The organism is Neobacillus sp. NPDC058068 (genome assembly GCF_042885335.1).
GTDB lineage: Bacteria > Bacillota > Bacilli > Bacillales > Cytobacillaceae > Neobacillus.
Window position 1 is genome coordinate 59,640 of sequence record NZ_JBHVSI010000012.1, and the last position, 16,902, is coordinate 76,541.

The following is a 16,902-nucleotide window of genomic DNA, read 5'->3' on the forward strand; positions in this document are numbered from 1 at the left end:
TAGGCTTTATATATAAGTTTAGTTGGAGTCTTGTATATAAAGCCTTTTGTAATTCAAAAAGCAAAGACTCCATTTCCCTTTTACATGCTATCCTGCTAAAGTATTATCGTGTTAAAATTCAGAAAATTTAATTGACAGATAAGGTTTTCATCCCATAGAATAATTATTAGAATGAAAGTTAATCGAATGGAATGATAACCGATGAGGCATTTCCAAAAAACAGATCAATATGCGGTAATTTTTATAAAAGAGGCTGGACTCCAAATCTAATCTGATATGGACTCCAGCCTCTTTCTTTGTTGTGATAAAGTGGTAGAGGAGCGGGATAGAAATGATTACACTTACAGGTGGAAGTTTAACATTAGAGCAAATAAAAGCTGTTTTATATCACAGCCAACAGGTCAGCGCATCCGAAAAAAGCATGGAAGCTGTTTCAAAGAGTCGCGAAGCAGTTGAAAGAATAGTTTCAGAAGCAAAAGTAGTTTACGGAATTACCACGGGCTTTGGAAAATTTAGTGATGTTCTCATCGATAAAGATCATGTGCAGGACCTCCAGCTTAACTTAATTCGTTCCCATGCCTGTGGAGTTGGCGACCCGTTTCCTGAGGCTGTGGCAAAAGCAATGGTTCTCCTTCGTGCCAACGCCTTGTTAAAAGGCTATTCCGGGATAAGACCGCTTGTTATTGAAAAACTATTAGATCTAGTAAACCATAACATCATTCCTGTTATTCCGCAGCAAGGGTCACTCGGGGCGAGCGGGGATTTGGCGCCGCTATCACACTTAGCTTTAGTTTTAATCGGCGAAGGTGAAGTATTTTACAAAGGACAGCGGATGGAGGCACTTGACGCACTAGAGCAAGAGGGGATTTTACCTGTCACATTGGAGGCAAAGGAAGGCCTGGCACTCATTAATGGTACCCAGGCGATGACGGCAATGGGGGTTGTCGGCTACCTTGAAGCGGAGCAATTGGCACATGAAAGTGAACTCATCGCGTCGATGACGATTGAAGGGTTAAACGGGATTATTGACGCTTTTGCAGAAGAAGTGCATATAGCAAGGGGCTATAAACAACAGATTGATACTGCGGCAAGAATCCGTCAGTATTTAAGCGACAGTTTGTTAACGACACAGCAAGGGGAGCTTAGGGTTCAGGATGCCTATTCACTTCGCTGTATCCCGCAAGTTCATGGCGCTTCTTGGCAGGTTCTTGATTATGTAAAAGAAAAACTAGAAATTGAAATAAATGCTGCCACTGACAATCCATTAATTTTTGACGATGGTGAAAAAGTCATTTCCGGTGGGAATTTCCATGGTCAGCCGATTGCCTTCGCGATGGACTTTATGAAAATTGGGGTTGCAGAGCTGGCGAATATTTCAGAAAGACGGATTGAGCGATTGGTGAATCCTCAATTAAATGATCTGCCCCCGTTTTTAAGTCCTGAACCAGGCTTGCAATCCGGGGCAATGATTATGCAATATGCCGCGGCTGCTCTTGTATCGGAAAATAAAACACTGGCACATCCAGCAAGCGTTGACTCGATTCCGTCCTCGGCCAATCAAGAGGATCATGTCAGCATGGGAACGATTGCCTCAAGACATGCGTATCAAATTATCCAGAATGCCAGAAGAGTGCTGGCGATTGAGTTGATTTGTGCGATGCAGGCAGTGGAAATCCGCGGGGTCGATAAAATGGCCAGCCATACGAAGCTGTTCTATGAAAAAGGACGCAAGCAGGTGCTTTCAATTAAGCAGGACCGCATCTTCTCGAAAGATATTGAAAAAGCGGCAGAGTGGTTGAAAACGGTTGAGTTTTCGCAATTCATTAGAAGTTTAAATACAGAAAATACAACATACTAAATTCCAAATAAAAGGCGTGAGAAGTTCACGCCTTTTACTCCATTTGTTCCGGCAGCAAACGTGCAGTATCTCCGCGCATATCCTCTTCTTCGACTCTATTTTTAAAGGCTTCGCGGGTTACAAGGAATTCTTCATCCCCAATTGCTTCCTTTACATGTTTTTCAGTTAGACTGTCCTTAGGGAAATTACCAGGATGGTTTTTCTTTTTGTGTTCAAAATGTTCTCCACGTGACATACTAAAGCACTCCTTTCATCTACTCTTATAACATTCCCTATGTGTAGTGAAATAATTACTATTTGTTCTATTATCAGAAGTTATATCATTGGACTTCGAGAATTGTCCAGCTCCAGCGCCCTAGCGGCTAATGTCCTTCGCTCTCCGCCCTACGATAAGTCAACATCGAATCGCCTCCGGCTCTTCGTGTTTCCTTTATCTCAGTTGGAGCGCTCCAGGCCATACGCCGCTGACCAGGGCGCTTGCGCTTTTCTTAGTCCTCACAAAAGAAAAAGCTGTTTGAAAGAGACGATCTAATTAATAGATTTACTCCTCACCAGCTTTTTTAATTGGTTTATCAGGTTTGCACATCCGATCAAGTAGAAAACCAGCAAATACAATAAACGCAATCGGGATTGAAAAATTTAACACATGGATAAGTGTCATAGCATGCTCCACCACCATTATTCTGAATATTAAGTATATTTATAAGTTGTTTATATTATATTCTAAATGACGCAATTTAGACAAATTTTTTGTCGTAAACAATGAAAATAAGCATTAGTATTGCATACCTAGCGGTTTTATCGGCTTTAATCCCCATAGTTTCCATTAATAACCAAGAGGATTTCTAGGATTAATATCTAATAGTTATTAAGTAGGGAATATTATTGCGTTTCTGACATAACTCAATAAGGTTATAGAGGAGTGAGGACTAACAATGATGAAACAAAATGCAATAATTTCAGAAGAAAAAAAACTTCTTTGTATTGGTGGTGCCAACGTGGATTTGAAAATTCAGGCACTGAAACAATTAGAGCTTGGTACTTCGAATCCTGCGATTAGCACGAAATCCAGAGGCGGCGTGGCACGTAATGTCGCGGAAAACTCTGGGCGCCTAGGGCTTAATGCTTCGTTATTAGCCTATATTGGATCCGATACTGAAGGGGAATGGCTGCTGCAAAACACTAATCATTTCGCAGATATAAATTTAACAGAAATAATCGATGGGAAATCCACGGGAACCTATACAGCAGTGCTTGATGAAGAGGGTGAAATGGCTGTCGCTTTTGCCGACATGGCTATATACGATGAGGTTGAAGGCTCCTTTTTTGAAAAAAATTGGACCCATATTCAAAATGCAAAATTGATTCTATTAGATACGAATTTTCCCGCTGAAGTAATCAATGAAGTGATAAATTGCAGTAAAGACGAAGGAATTCCTCTATGTATTGCTACAGTGTCAGCAGCTAAAACGGCTAAATTGCCAGTCTCCTTAGACGGTGTAACTTGGCTGATCGCCAATCAAAAAGAAGCCGAAGCCCTTTCAAAATTAGAAATTACCTCCGAGGGAGATTTCTATCGAGCAGCAGAAATAATTTTAAAAAGCGGGGTCGAGAAAGTAGTTATTACTAGGCAAGAAAAAGGCTTAATTTATTTTACAAACAATGGGGAAGCAGGAGCAATCGTACCTCCAAGTGTTCCGATTGTGGATGTAACAGGAGCAGGGGATGCTCTTATTTCCGGAATCCTATTTGGCTATTTAAAAGGACTTAACACAGAAGACTCCTGCAAAATTGGGGTTTCTTGTTCAATGATTACAGTCCAAACAAGCGAAACCGTCCACCCCGATTTGGACCAGCAAAAATTACTTGAAACATTTCAGAAATACTTCAGCAAAGGGCTTAGCCATCGTTGATAAGAAAAGAGGAGGGAATTCTGACTAGAATTCACCTCCCTTTTTTCTACAGAAATTATAAAAGAAAAGAGTATTTTTGTAGAAACTTGCCACAATTTGTATTAAAAAGAAGTGTGAAAATTCAAAGAAAATGACAAAATATAACACCTTGTTAAAAAAGAACTAGATATAATGAGGACATCAATTGTATTTATGAAAAAAGGCCTAGTTATTTGTTATTGAGTTAGGTAATCGGTGATGCACTGGGGAGAATAGAATCAGAAAAAGGCAAACCTGTTGAAAGGCAGGGACGCAAAGCCTAGGGTCTAAGGCAGGCGGAACGCTTGCTATGATGGCCGGGATGCCTGAAATACGAATTGTATTTTAGGGGTGAGGATATTGGTTATTACAGAAAAAGAGGTTGATGTTATCGATCAGGAATGGATGACCCTCATATTAGAAGCGAAGGAGCTTGGACTAACCATCGAAGAGGTTCGTGACTTCTTTAATCAACATGGTAGATTAGAGCTAATCACGAATAACAACTGAGTAATTACATAAAAAAGAAAAGCATCCTGCAAAAATATTTGTAGAATGCTTTTTTTCTTGTATACTATTCGTCATTATTTTGTTTGTTCCGCCATTTATTAAATTCAAGGTAATCACGAAATTGTTCTTTTGAAACACCAGAATTCATTGCCTCTTTGACTAGGTTCATCCAATCGCTGTCTAATTGATTCTTATCAATTTGTTCATGGATTAAATGTTCAATGGGAATATTTAATACTGCAGCAATTTTTTCAAGAAATTGAATAGATGGATTCTTTTGCAGGTTTCTTTCAAGAGAACTTAAATAAGATTTTGCAACGCCCGCCTGTTCAGCAAGTTCGGATAGTGACATTTTCTTTTCTGAGCGGAATTTTTTTACGCGGTCACCAATCATTGATTCTCACACACCTAATTATTATTGTTGTTATTGTTGATATATTAATTCTACCAAAAAGAATAAGAAAGTACCATATAAAGAACGGCGTAATATTACCAAATAATGAACATTGAAAAATATTGTTCAAAGCTTTTAAAGCAAGATAGAAATTTTGAAAAAATGCTAGGTTAGCGTTACTATTAAAAGTGTTGCCATAGTCTAAAGTATAATTTTAACGTGGAAAATGTTCTAAGAAGAACAATATGGTTCATTATACATAATATTAAATCAAAAAGGCAGGGAATAATATGATTGTCCTTAAATCACAACGAGAAATTGAAGCCATGCAGAAGGCAGGAGAAATACTGGCAGCCTGTCATAAAGAAATTGCAAAATTAATTAAGCCAGGTGTTACAACGTGGGAGATTGAAGAATTTGTTGATGAATTTCTAAGACAGAAGGGAGCAACTCCAGAACAGAAAGGCTATCGAGGCTATGAATATGCAACGTGCGCGAGTATTAATGATGAAATTTGTCATGGCTTTCCTAGGAAGGAGCCTTTAAAAGAGGGCGACATTGTCACGATTGATATGGTTGTCAAATACAATGGTGCTTTAGCTGATTCTGCTTGGTCCTATGCCGTTGGCCAGGTCTCCAAGGAAACAGATCATTTATTAAAAGTGACAAAGGAAGCTCTTTACAAGGGAATTGAACAGGCGGTAGTGGGTAATCGCATAGGTGATATTGGCCACGCGATTCAAAAATACGTTGAAAGTGAAGGACTAACAGTTGTAAGAGACTTTATCGGTCATGGGATTGGCGCGGTGATTCACGAGAAACCGGATGTTCCGCATTATGGGCTACCTGGTAAAGGGGCAAGAATTAAAGAAGGAATGGTTTTTACAATTGAACCGATGGTCAATGTCGGCTGGTACCAAACAAAAATGGATGATAACGGCTGGACAGCACGTACGCTTGATGGTAAATATTCAGCACAATATGAGCATACGCTCGCGATTACGAAAGACGGTCCAATTATCCTAACGGATCAAAAATAGGCAAAAAACCCGTTATTCAAAATAATAACGGGTTTTTACTTATTTTTTCCTTAAACTACCTAGCTCTTCCACCAATGCCTGCATTTCATTAGGGCTAAAAGAATTTTTCCTTAGGACCATCTCATAAATTTCCTTTAATTCCTCGTACATTTCTTCATCAAAGTGAGACGGTTTGATTGCCCCGAGGTTGAGGACCTTTAACTTTTCCTTTATTTGTTCAATCATATATTCGACATTTTCAACAGATTTTTGAGATAAATTCATTTCGGCCACCCTTTCCGAATTAATATTCTCATCTTTTCATGTTAAAAAGCATCTGTCAATACAAACATACTATGAATAAGGGGCTTTATATTTCCGGCAGAACGTAATTAAAAGTTTGGACGGGCTTGCAAAAGGGAATTGATATAAAGCAAAATAAAGATGAGCTTATTTTGGTATCATTTTCATTGGAGAAAGATTAATGATAATTATGAGTGTGGAAGGAGAGTTTAAGATGACGAAGAAAAATCAATTCTGGAAGGGAATGCTAATCGGTGCGATCGCAGGCGGAGCAATCAGCCTTTTAGATAAACAAACCAGGCAGGCAATGAAGGAAAACGTTCAAAAAACATCCAGCAAGGTTTCCGATGTTCTATGTAATCCTAGAGAAATAACCGATAAGGTAAAGGAAACTGCGGCCAAAATCAAAACAACCGCACAGCAGGTAAAGGAAGATATTTCCTACATAACAAATAAGGTTGATGAAATACGCGAGCTGACACCGCAAGTGACTGATATCATAAAAGAAACAAAAGATGCCTTTTCAAAGAGTGAGGAATCACAACTCTTAGAAGACGTACTGGGTGAAGAGGAAAAAAATAATTAAAAGGAGGGCTGGACATGGAAAAGACAGGGAATGTACGCTCCTCTTTATTAAGATTGCTTTGGCACCGGATTGAAGAAGATGACATTCCGGGATTAAGTGCGCAATTAGCCTATTTTTTTCTTCTTTCCTTGTTTCCACTCCTGATTGTATTATTCACATTGCTGCCGTATTTACCGATTCAACAACCGGACATGCTCGGAATAATAAGGGATTTTGCCCCAGTTGAAGCGATGGATCTAATTGAAAAAAATGTGAAAGAGATTATGAACCATCGGAATGGCGGTTTGCTTTCATTCGGGATTATCGGTACGATTTGGTCCGCCTCTAACGGAATAAATGCTATCGTAAGGGCGCTTAATAAGGCCTACAATGTGAAGGAAAGCCGTTCATTTATTGTTTCAAGAGGAGTGGCAATACTATTAACATTTGGGATGATCTTTGTCTTTATCCTTGCAATTGTTTTACCGGTTTTCGGCAAGGAAATTGGTCTGTTCTTGTTTTCAAAATTTGGCTACACCAGCGAATTTATTAAGCTGTGGAATGCGTTAAGCTGGCTGGTCAGTGCCGTGATTTTGTTCCTGATGTTTACCGGATTGTACTGGATTGCACCCAATGTGAAATTGCGGTGCCGCAGTAGTTTTCCCGGCGCCATTTTCGCGACATTAGGCTGGATTATCTCCTCGATAGGATTATCCTTCTATGTCGGGAACTTTAGCAACTATTCACTTACTTATGGAAGTATCGGGGCAATCATTGTGTTAATGATTTGGTTATATATATCGGCATTTATTATTATTATTGGCGGAGAAATCAATGCCTATTATAGTGAAAAAAATCGTTCGAACTGCTAATACTTTCCTTTATGAAATAATCTTATCTGTCCAAACTATCATTATGGGCCTTCGCCCTAACATAAAGGGAGGTTTTACTGTTGACAAAACATACGAAAAAAGATGGCGGTACAAAGCAAAAAGGAAATAAGAGTAACCCAAAACAAAAAACTTCAGGGTCAGCAAATGGCTCGAATGGATATCACTAAAAAGAAAAGCGCAAGCGCCCTGGTCAGCGGCGTATGGCCTGGAGCACTCCAACTGAGATAAAGGAAACACGGAGAGCGCAAGCGATCCGATGTTGACTTATCGTAGGGCGGAGAGCGGAAGGACACTAGCCGCTAGGGCGCTGGAGCTGGACAATTCTCAAAGTCCAATGATATAAATTGTGATAAGATGAAAAAAAGGACCGATGTGGTCCTTTTTTTCACGACTTTAACAAGCGTAAACTATTCAGTATGACGAGGATGGTGCTGCCTTCATGGCCGATGACTCCAAATGGCAAATCAAGCATCTGAAAGAAATTTGATGAAATCAAGAGCATGATAACCGAAATCGAGAAAATGACATTCTGTTTGATAATTTTATTCATTCGTTGTGACAGGTTGATGGCATCGGCGATGCGCGGCAGGTCATTTTTCATCAGCACGATATCGGCTGTTTCCAGTGCAACATCTGTTCCTCCCCCCATCGCAATCCCGACATTGGCTATCGCCAGTGCAGGAGCATCATTGATCCCGTCCCCTACCATGGCAACAGTTTTATATTTGGCTTTAAGCTGTTTAAGGTGTTCTACCTTTGATTCCGGCAGGCATTCAGCAAAAAATTCATCAACATGGCTCTCAGCGGCTATTGCACGAGCGGTTTTTTCACTATCACCCGTAAGCATAACGGTATGGATACCCTGTTTCTTTAAATGATTAATTGCCAACTTCGTTTCCTCGCGAACGACATCCTTTAAGGCAATCATCGCACAAAGTTCCCCATTGATTTCAATGAAGACAAGGGTATTACCACGACTTGCAAGTTCTTTCGCTTTTCCATCAGCAAACTGGTCGACATCTTCCTTCCCGACGAAAGCGGCCTTGCCAATTTTCCATTGTTCTCCATTAATTTCTGCCTTAACCCCCCAGCCGGGTATATCTTCGAGGCTGTCAGGATGAAAAAGTTCTTTAGTTACGTTCCGCTTGGCATACTTCACAATTGCTATCGCCAGCGGATGGTTCGAATGGCTCTCTATCGATGCCGCCTGCCAAAGGAGCTGTTCCTTTTTAAGTCCTTCTTTCACAAGCACCTCGGTTACTTCCGGTTTCCCCTTTGTAAGGGTGCCGGTTTTATCTAATGCTATTGCTTCAAGATGACCTAAATTTTCAAGATGGACACCGCCTTTTACTAATATCCCATGTCTGGCCCCATTCGAAATCGCCGATAACGACGCCGGCATGATCGAAGCCACCAAAGCACAAGGGGAGGCGACCACTAATAAAATCATCGCGCGGTAAAACGATTCATGCCAGCTCCATCCTAGTAAAAAGTGAGGCAGGAAAAACATAGCAACCACGACGAGCAGAACAACCTTGACATAGGTTCCTTCAAAGCGTTCAATAAACAGCTGCGACGGTGACTTTTCACTTTGAGCGGATTGTACAAGCTGAATAATTTTTCGAAAAAGGGTGTCACTGCTCTCCTTTGTCACTTGTACGGTAATGGAACCTGTCATATTTACGGTTCCGGCAAACACATCTGCCTGCTCCCCTTTAGAGACGGGCATCGACTCACCGGTAATCGCTGCTTCATCAATATTTGTCTGTCCTTTAATAATCATTCCATCAGATGGCACCCGTTCACCTGGTTTAATCAGAATATGGTCGCCAACGCGAAGCTCCGAGACTGGAACTCGCTTTTCATAGCCATTGCTGATTAGCAAAGCTTCTTCCGGCTGAAGCTCCATTAAAGAGGAAATTTCCTTATGGCTTTTATTCATGGTGTAGGTTTCTAAGGCGCCGCTGACGGCAAAGATAAAGATTAAAATGGCCCCTTCTGTCCAGTAACCAATAATCGCCGAACCAACGGCGGCAAAAATCATCAGCATTTCTACATTTAATTCTTTATTTTCATATGTGGCTTCAATGCCTTCCTTTGCTTTTGCAAACCCGCCGATGACAAATGCCAGCAAGTAAACAATAATGGAGTCCGTTCCAAATCCATATTTATCGAAAATCCAGCCAAGGGCAATGAAAACACCGCTTAGCGATGCAGCAATTAGTTCCAAATGTGGTTTGATTTTTTCTAAAAGGCTACTATTCTGTTCCTTTTTTGTGAGTACTTTTGCATCTGAACTCATCTGGATCTCCCCCCTAATAATTTGATTGTACTGCGAGAAAAAGTGTCTGTCAATTCTAATTGATAAAGTTAAATTCTAATTGATAATAAGAATCAGTATTACTTCAAATAATATATGGTTTTTTGTTTATTTTTGTTATTAGTAATTAATAATTATTATCATTTAATATATAGGGGAATTGAAAAAGACTAATTTGGAATTGAGAAGAATAATCAACCTCACTACCCCTAAAAAACACGAAAGCTGTCACCCTAGTGATGACAGCAGAATCCTCTAAACTTTAATATTTTCATTTAGCCGATTGGAAAGTATAACTTTCCAAGCAGGCATAAGTGCAACTACGTCTCTGTCTTCGCCTAACGGCTCGCCAATCGACGAGTTTTCTTTATTTTACCATACATATTATGCGTCAGATATGAATTTGCTCCCATATTAGTTTTGTTGTTCGAGTACCACCTGGTTCTTCTTTCCAAAGGTAAAGATAATGAATGATAAGGCTAAGAGCATCGTACTAATAATGTAGAAGAAGCTGACACTTTGCAAGAATTTAATAAATAGGCCGCCGATGATCGGCCCGCTTAAGGACCCGAGGCTAAAAAAGATGCCGCATAATAAATTTCCAGTTGGTAATAGGTCCTTCGGTACTAAATCGGTCATATAACTGATGCCAAGCGAGAAGGTAGAGCCGACGACCATCCCGGAGATCAGGAATGCGATAAACAGGCCGATAAAAGAATGTTCAAGTAAACTAGCTGCAGAAAAGCTGAAAAATCCAAGGAAAAGGACGGTCATCAAGATATTTCGCCGCCCGTATTGATCACTTAATATCCCTAACGGCAGCTGGGTAATAATACTGCCAATCGCAAAAGCGGACAAAACGAGCGAGACACTGGAAACATCAATATTCATTCTTAAGGCATAAATGGGGAAACTACCATTTAACGATGATTCTAAAAAACCGTAGGAAAATGGAGGCAGGAAGGCGACCCAGCCATATTTCAAAGCTCTTCTAAACTGTTTTATCGTTGCCAAGAATGAATTAATCTTTACCACTTGTTCCGGAAATTCATTTTTTAAGAAAAAGACAAAAAGCCAACCTGCTAAGCAAACGATTGAAGAGATGATGAAGGGCAGGGCTTCATTCACATTAACCAATGGCGTCATTAACGGTCCCGTCGCAAAACCAATTCCAAAAAACAAGCCATATAAGGAGATATTCCTGCCCCTCTTCTCAGCGGGTGAAAAGGATGTGATCCACGTCTGGGTGGCGAAATGCAATGAATGGTCCCCGATGCCGATTAGCAATCGTAAGGCAAACCAAAACCAGAATGTTTTCCATAATGGAAATAAGGCAAGTGAGACGAATACAAGTGCACCGCCGAACATGATGATCGGCTTATACCCATATTTTCTTAGCGGCATTTCCATAAATGGGGAAACAAGGAGAATGCCGATATAGAGAGCGATGGCGTTTAACCCGTTTAAGGAAGGGGAAACACCGCCTTTTTCAAATATTACCGCGATAAGCGGGAGGAGCATCCCCTGGGAAAAGCCAGAAATGGCGACAATACTGACAAGTATCCAGAAACGAAAATATTGTTTATTCATATAACTTCCTCAATTCTACTTTCCATCAAAAAATATAGGTCCTAAATGATGGTAACGAGAATATTCTGCATTTGCAAGAAAAAAATTGACTGGTTTATCATAAGTTTTTCTAGGTAAATATCAGGGTATAGGGAAACAAAATAGATAGGAGAAAAAATAAGCGGATCAAAAATAATCTGTGGAGGGAACGCGATGACGAACAAAATCTTTATGCTCCTGACTTTCATTGGAGTTCCACTTTCCGTCATTGGGACACTAATGCACTGGCCGAGTATAATTCTATTTATTATTTATTGTTTAACAATTATTGCGTTATCAAGCTTTATGGGTCGGGCAACCGAAAGTCTTGCGATTGTGGCCGGTCCGCGAATCGGCGGGTTGCTAAATGCAACCTTCGGAAATGCAGTGGAACTGATTATTTCTATCTTTTCGCTTAAAGCAGGACTTGTTGGAATTGTTCTTGCCTCATTAACTGGTTCGGTTTTAGGAAATTTACTTCTTGTAGCAGGGCTTTCGTTTTTTATCGGCGGACTTAAATATAAGCGCCAGGAATTTAATGTCTTTGATGCCCGTCATAATTCAGGGCTGCTCATTTTTGCCGTGATGATTGCTTTCGTCATTCCAGAAGTTTTTTCAATGAATATGAACGAAACGAAAACCATTTCATTAAGTATCGGGATCTCGGTTATTCTTATTGTTCTATATCTAGCTGCCCTGTTCTTTAAACTTGTTACCCACCGCGGTGTCTATCAGCCTAGCGGGGAAACGGAGGAACATGAGAAGGAAGTACCGGAATGGGGGAAAGGGAAGGCGATCGCTGTGCTTTTCATTGCAACAATAGCTGTCGCCTACATATCGGAGCATTTGGTTCATACGTTTGAGTTTGTGGCAGAATCCTTTGGCTGGACGGAGCTGTTTATCGGCGTGATTATTGTCGCCATCGTGGGAAATGCAGCGGAACACGCATCCGCAGTATTAATGGCCTACAAGAATAAAATGGATGTAGCGGTGGAAATCGCGATTGGCTCTACCCTGCAAGTGGCGATGTTCGTGTTACCCGTGCTTGTCCTCATATCGCTTTTCTTTGATCAATCGATGCCATTGTTATTTAGCTGGCAGGAACTAATCGCCATGGTATCATCCGTACTCCTGATGGTCATCATCTCCAACGACGGAGAATCCAATTGGTTTGAAGGCCTAACCCTCCTAGCGGCATATGTAATAATGGGAATTGGGTTTTTCTTACTTTAAGTGTCAGGCACCAAGAAAAGCGCAAGCGCCCTGGTCAGCGGCGTATGGCCTGGAGCACTCCAACTGAGATAAAGGAAACACGCGATTCGATGTTGACTTATCGTAGGGCGGAGAGCGAAGGACAGTAGCCGCTAGGGCGCTGGAGCTGGACAATTCTCAAAGTTCAATGATATTAATTCTGATTCTAAAATAAAGACTCTGAGCCAAGCTGGCCTAGAGTCTCTTTTTTACTTTTTTCAATTTTTACAATGTACAGTTTAATTGCAATTGGTGTGCTATAATGAAACAGCACATTTTATTATGGGGAAAAATCAATCGCTTCTCTATAGGACCATCCATCACCAACCTTCATGTTTAGTTCATAACAAGGAAAACACGAGTGTTGAATGTCATATTAAACGAGAATCCCAACCTCCTTAAGGAATTTATATAAATGGTTAGCCGATTGATTACAGCCCTCCTTTATGAAAGGTTACTTATATTATAAATGGTAAATAGAATTTTGTAAATGTTCAGATTATTACATTTCCATTACTTTTTACCAATTTCTGAGGAGAGACAGATGAAATTTTTTATCCGGTTATTATTTTTTATTATCGGTCTAACCATCATGACGTTTGGGGTTTGCATGACCATTAAAGTGGCCGATATTGGTGTAGGGGCATGGGATGCCCTTAATGTCGCGCTAACTGAAAAAATAGGGTTATCGGTTGGGAAATGGGTTATGATTGATGGCGCCTTATTAGTCCTCATCAATTCCCTCCTAGTCAAAAGGAGACCGGATTTACTTTCACTCCTTACAATTATCATCATCGGTTCTTTAGTCGATTTTTGGCTGTTTACTGTGTTTGATTTATTTACAGTCGACCTTTTAATAGCAAAGATTGGCATGTTATTGCTGGGCATCCTCATTGTTGGATTAGGAGCAGCGATTTATTTGCAGGCCAAATTTCCGCAAAGCCCAATTGATAATTTCATGTTGGCAATTAGAGAGCGTGTTGGCGTCAACCTGATGATGGCAAAAACCATTGGTGAAATCACGGCTTTAGTTCCAGCCTTCATCTTAAAGGGACCTATCTCCTATGGAACGTTTATTATCACCTTTACGGTAGGACCGGCAATCCAATTGTTCTTTCCTCATTTAGAAAAATTAATGCAGCGGCTTCAAGCGAAATATTGAAGAGGAATGGATAATATTTATCAACTCCGAAAAAACTAGTAGCAGACTTAGTATTGCTATTAGTGAAAGGAGTTAAACATAGTGAAAAAAATGGTTTCTGTCCTCATGCCACTGCTTTTAATGCTTACTTTTATTCCCTCCGCTTTCGCTGAAAAAGCGCCAGAGAAAAAAAGCTTAGTAAAATATCAAGTGCCACCCTCTGTTCGGAACATTTCGAAGGAGAATACCTATCCGAATTCGACACAGGACTTACCATTATTGCAGCCAAGCGATTTAACCAAAAAGTTAATCAATTCTTCGAGGGTCAAAATTGAAAATCCGGATTTAATTCGGATGCTGAATGAGTCGAGTATAAACAGCACCCCGTTTGCCCTTGGCTACCGGGCCATTGTTTACTTAGGTCAATGGCCATTGAATTACGAGTCCGCTGAGACATCACCGAACTGGGAGTTCCAAAAAATTAATACGAATTACTTTGATAATCGAGGTGGTAAAGTACCTTATCAAATTAAGTATGTTCAGGAATCGCAAAAAATTATCAGAGGCGGTCTAACAGCGAAAATCCCGAATGCGGAAGATGTCAAAAAGATGATGCTGCTAAAATCGATGGAAAAGACCCGGCTTCCGCTATCATTTGAAACGATTATCGGTTCAGGAACGAAGAATGACCATATTTATAACATCCCCGCAAATCGCTTGGGCTACTTGTATGCCTATGCACCTGGTGTAAACGAAAAAGGGAAAGTGACTTACGGTGAAGTTTATTTAATGCTTAAAGGCAATAAAAAATTTATCGTAATAAAAAATGTTACCTCACAGGGAATCGGCGCCTGGATTCCAGTTCAGGATTTTGTTTCCTTTGGCTTTCTCGCCTCAGAGCGGCCGCGGTAAGATTTGAGAATAGTTCATATATGTTAGGACTCCTCATGCAGGGGTCTTTTATTCATATAGAAAAATAAATTTGTCAAAGTTTCATTCTTTCGGTAGGATGTAAGAGAAAATGAAAGGAGAGAAATTAGTTGGGCATCCCGATAAAAGATAAAAATTCACAAGTAGACTTTTTAAAACAACGCTTAAATATGTTCATCGATGTGCTCGATGCCATTGATCCTGAAGATACCGATCTGGAGGATATCGACCGCTTAATTTCCATGCTTGATGATATGGAATCAAAATGCAAAGAATTTAATAATCGTGAAGTGAGTAAGTGAGTCTGTATAATAACAGGCTCTTTTTTGTTGCTCAAAAATTCCATTATTCTAACATGTATTCGTTTTCAAGCAAATCCTTTAATTCTAGTGGCTATAGGAGTATAATGTAACCGTGCAAAATGTTGTAAAATTAAAATAGATTACTTAGAGGAACAAAGGGAAAGGGGTACTCGAATTGAATATCGCGAAATTTCAAGAAAGCATGTACAAGCTTGTTGTTGAAACTTCTACCAAACTTCCAAGGGATGTCCGCCGGGCAGTTTTGCAGGCAAAGGAAAAGGAAAATGCCGGCACAAGTGCCGCAATGAGCCTTGATACAATCACAAACAATATCAAAATGGCGGATGACCAAGTGTCGCCAATCTGCCAGGATACAGGCTTACCGACTTTTAAAATAAAAACGCCGGTTGGTGTCAATCAATTAGAATTAAAAGAAGCCATTCGCAATGCAATCGTGCTTGCCACGAAAGAGGGGAAATTGCGTCCAAACTCAGTTGATTCCTTAACCGGAGAAAACAGCGGTGATAACCTTGGTGCAGGGGTCCCGGTTATTAAATTTGATCAATGGGAAAAAGACTACATTGATGTCCGCTTGATTTTAAAAGGCGGCGGTTGTGAGAACAAAAATATTCAATACAGCCTGCCATGCGAGTTAGAAGGGCTAGGACGTGCCGGCCGCGACCTTGATGGCATCCGCAAATGTGTCATGCATTCGGTATACCAAGCACAAGGACAAGGCTGCAGCGCAGGATTTATCGGTGTCGGTATCGGCGGTGACCGATCATCAGGTTATGATTTAGCAAAAGAACAGTTATTCCGTTCCGTTGAAGATGTGAATCCAAATGAGGACCTTCGCCGGTTGGAAGAGTATGTGATGGAAAATGCGAATAAATTAGGAATCGGCACGATGGGCTTTGGCGGCGAAGCAACATTGCTTGGCTGTAAAGTCGGAGTCATGAACCGGATTCCGGCCAGTTTCTATGTTTCTGTTGCTTACAACTGCTGGGCATTCCGCCGTTTAGGGGTGAGCGTTGATGCTGTTAGCGGAGAAATCAATGAATGGATGTACCAAGATGGTGAGTTCATTGACTTTGCTGCTAGTCAAGCTGAAAAAGAAACGGCTGCCTCTAGGACTGAAGACGTGATTACATTAGAGGCACCGATCACGGAAGAGAAAATTCGTTCGTTGAAAGTCGGAGATGTCGTACAAATTAACGGCTTAATGTATACCGGCCGCGACGCGATTCATAAATACTTAAGCGATCATGATGCACCTGTCGATTTAAATGGGCAGGTAATCTATCACTGCGGCCCGGTAATGTTAAAGGACAAGGCAGGAGAGTGGCACGTTAAGGCTGCCGGTCCAACGACTAGTATTCGCGAGGAGCCTTACCAAGGTGACATCATGAAGAAATTCGGTATCCGCGCCGTAATCGGTAAAGGCGGCATGGGACCTAAGACATTGGCAGCATTGGAGGAGCATGGCGGCGTTTATCTTAACGCGATCGGTGGAGCGGCTCAATATTACGCGGACTGCATTAAAGGGGTCGAAGGCGTTGATTTGATGCAATTCGGTATCCCTGAAGCAATGTGGCACCTTCGCGTCGAGGGCTTTACAGCCGTAGTGACAATGGACTCTCACGGCAACAGCCTGCACGCAGACGTTGATAAATCTTCATTAGAAAAATTAACGCAGTTTAAGGAAGCGGTTTTTAAATAGGATGATGAGAAGGATAGGCGTGCTAAGTTGGGCGCCTATCCTTTTTTGTGCTTTCATTGGATAAAATAGGTATTTGGAATTTTGAGAGAAACGAATCCAGTAATATCCAGTAAATGTCGTATGTATTGAAAAATAGGTAATAAGTGACCGGAAATAT

Annotated in this window: 16 protein-coding genes and 1 riboswitch; of the genes, 11 read left to right on the forward strand and 5 right to left on the reverse strand. The window is 40.7% G+C overall.

Going from position 1 to position 16,902, the window contains the following annotated elements:
- Positions 1-331 precede the first annotated feature (331 nt).
- Positions 332-1,858: a histidine ammonia-lyase gene (hutH, locus tag ACFVSW_RS15225; RefSeq protein ID WP_387317517.1), complete on the forward strand. Its 1,527-nt coding sequence runs from the start codon at positions 332-334 to the stop codon at positions 1,856-1,858.
- A gap of 34 nt (positions 1,859-1,892) precedes the next feature.
- Here hutH and ACFVSW_RS15230 read toward each other — a convergent pair whose 3' ends face one another.
- Positions 1,893-2,093: a hypothetical protein gene (locus ACFVSW_RS15230; RefSeq protein WP_024026552.1), complete on the reverse strand. Its 201-nt coding sequence runs from the start codon at positions 2,091-2,093 to the stop codon at positions 1,893-1,895.
- A gap of 700 nt (positions 2,094-2,793) precedes the next feature.
- On the opposite strand from ACFVSW_RS15230, the gene ACFVSW_RS15235 reads away from it, so the two are divergent.
- Positions 2,794-3,771 carry a carbohydrate kinase family protein gene (locus tag ACFVSW_RS15235; RefSeq protein ID WP_387317518.1) on the forward strand — a complete coding sequence of 326 codons (978 nt, stop codon included), beginning with the start codon at positions 2,794-2,796 and terminating at the stop codon, positions 3,769-3,771.
- Positions 3,772-4,027: 256 nt separating this feature from the next.
- A riboswitch (cyclic di-GMP riboswitch) is annotated at positions 4,028-4,119 on the forward strand.
- Positions 4,120-4,149: 30 nt separating this feature from the next.
- On the forward strand, positions 4,150-4,299 hold the full coding sequence (locus ACFVSW_RS15240) for an anti-repressor SinI family protein (protein ID WP_387317519.1): 150 nt from the start codon (positions 4,150-4,152) through the stop codon (positions 4,297-4,299).
- A gap of 64 nt (positions 4,300-4,363) precedes the next feature.
- On the opposite strand, the gene ACFVSW_RS15245 is transcribed toward ACFVSW_RS15240, so the two are convergent.
- Entirely contained in the window at positions 4,364-4,693 is a 330-nt protein-coding gene (locus ACFVSW_RS15245) for a helix-turn-helix domain-containing protein (RefSeq protein WP_387317520.1), read from the reverse strand.
- A gap of 290 nt (positions 4,694-4,983) precedes the next feature.
- On the opposite strand from ACFVSW_RS15245, the gene map reads away from it, so the two are divergent.
- Complete coding sequence (map, locus tag ACFVSW_RS15250) at positions 4,984-5,733, forward strand: type I methionyl aminopeptidase (RefSeq protein ID WP_387317521.1); 750 nt, start codon at positions 4,984-4,986, stop codon at positions 5,731-5,733.
- 39 nt (positions 5,734-5,772) lie between these two features.
- Here the strand turns inward: map and ACFVSW_RS15255 are convergent, their stop codons facing one another.
- Positions 5,773-5,997 carry a DUF1128 domain-containing protein gene (locus ACFVSW_RS15255; RefSeq protein ID WP_024029733.1) on the reverse strand — a complete coding sequence of 75 codons (225 nt, stop codon included), beginning with the start codon at positions 5,995-5,997 and terminating at the stop codon, positions 5,773-5,775.
- Positions 5,998-6,229: 232 nt separating this feature from the next.
- Here ACFVSW_RS15255 and ACFVSW_RS15260 point away from each other — a divergent pair, with 232 nt between their 5' ends.
- Positions 6,230-6,601: a YtxH domain-containing protein gene (locus tag ACFVSW_RS15260; protein ID WP_387317522.1), complete on the forward strand. Its 372-nt coding sequence runs from the start codon at positions 6,230-6,232 to the stop codon at positions 6,599-6,601.
- 14 nt (positions 6,602-6,615) lie between these two features.
- On the forward strand, positions 6,616-7,452 hold the full coding sequence (locus tag ACFVSW_RS15265; RefSeq protein WP_387317523.1) for a YihY/virulence factor BrkB family protein: 837 nt from the start codon (positions 6,616-6,618) through the stop codon (positions 7,450-7,452).
- Positions 7,453-7,858: 406 nt separating this feature from the next.
- Here ACFVSW_RS15265 and ACFVSW_RS15270 read toward each other — a convergent pair whose 3' ends face one another.
- Both ACFVSW_RS15270 and ACFVSW_RS15275 read right to left on the reverse strand, forming a co-directional pair.
- Positions 7,859-9,775 carry a heavy metal translocating P-type ATPase gene (locus tag ACFVSW_RS15270; protein ID WP_387317524.1) on the reverse strand — a complete coding sequence of 639 codons (1,917 nt, stop codon included), beginning with the start codon at positions 9,773-9,775 and terminating at the stop codon, positions 7,859-7,861.
- Positions 9,776-10,207: 432 nt separating this feature from the next.
- Positions 10,208-11,383: an MFS transporter gene (locus ACFVSW_RS15275; protein ID WP_387317525.1), complete on the reverse strand. Its 1,176-nt coding sequence runs from the start codon at positions 11,381-11,383 to the stop codon at positions 10,208-10,210.
- 192 nt (positions 11,384-11,575) lie between these two features.
- Between ACFVSW_RS15275 and cax the strand changes: the two genes are divergently transcribed.
- The 5 genes from cax to ACFVSW_RS15300 all read left to right on the forward strand — a co-directional run bounded on the left by cax (position 11,576) and on the right by ACFVSW_RS15300 (position 16,745).
- Positions 11,576-12,634, forward strand: coding sequence for a calcium/proton exchanger (gene cax, locus ACFVSW_RS15280; protein WP_387317526.1), 1,059 nt, complete (start codon positions 11,576-11,578; stop codon positions 12,632-12,634).
- 562 nt (positions 12,635-13,196) lie between these two features.
- The gene (locus ACFVSW_RS15285) at positions 13,197-13,814 is read left to right on the forward strand and encodes a YczE/YyaS/YitT family protein (RefSeq protein WP_387317527.1); all 618 of its coding nucleotides are present in this window, start codon (positions 13,197-13,199) and stop codon (positions 13,812-13,814) included.
- Between the two features lie 90 nt (positions 13,815-13,904).
- Entirely contained in the window at positions 13,905-14,705 is an 801-nt protein-coding gene (locus ACFVSW_RS15290; protein ID WP_387317629.1) for a YfkD famly protein, read from the forward strand.
- Between the two features lie 128 nt (positions 14,706-14,833).
- Complete coding sequence (locus tag ACFVSW_RS15295; protein WP_387317528.1) at positions 14,834-15,025, forward strand: SE1561 family protein; 192 nt, start codon at positions 14,834-14,836, stop codon at positions 15,023-15,025.
- A gap of 175 nt (positions 15,026-15,200) precedes the next feature.
- Entirely contained in the window at positions 15,201-16,745 is a 1,545-nt protein-coding gene (locus tag ACFVSW_RS15300) for a fumarate hydratase (RefSeq protein ID WP_387317529.1), read from the forward strand.
- Positions 16,746-16,902 lie beyond the last annotated feature (157 nt).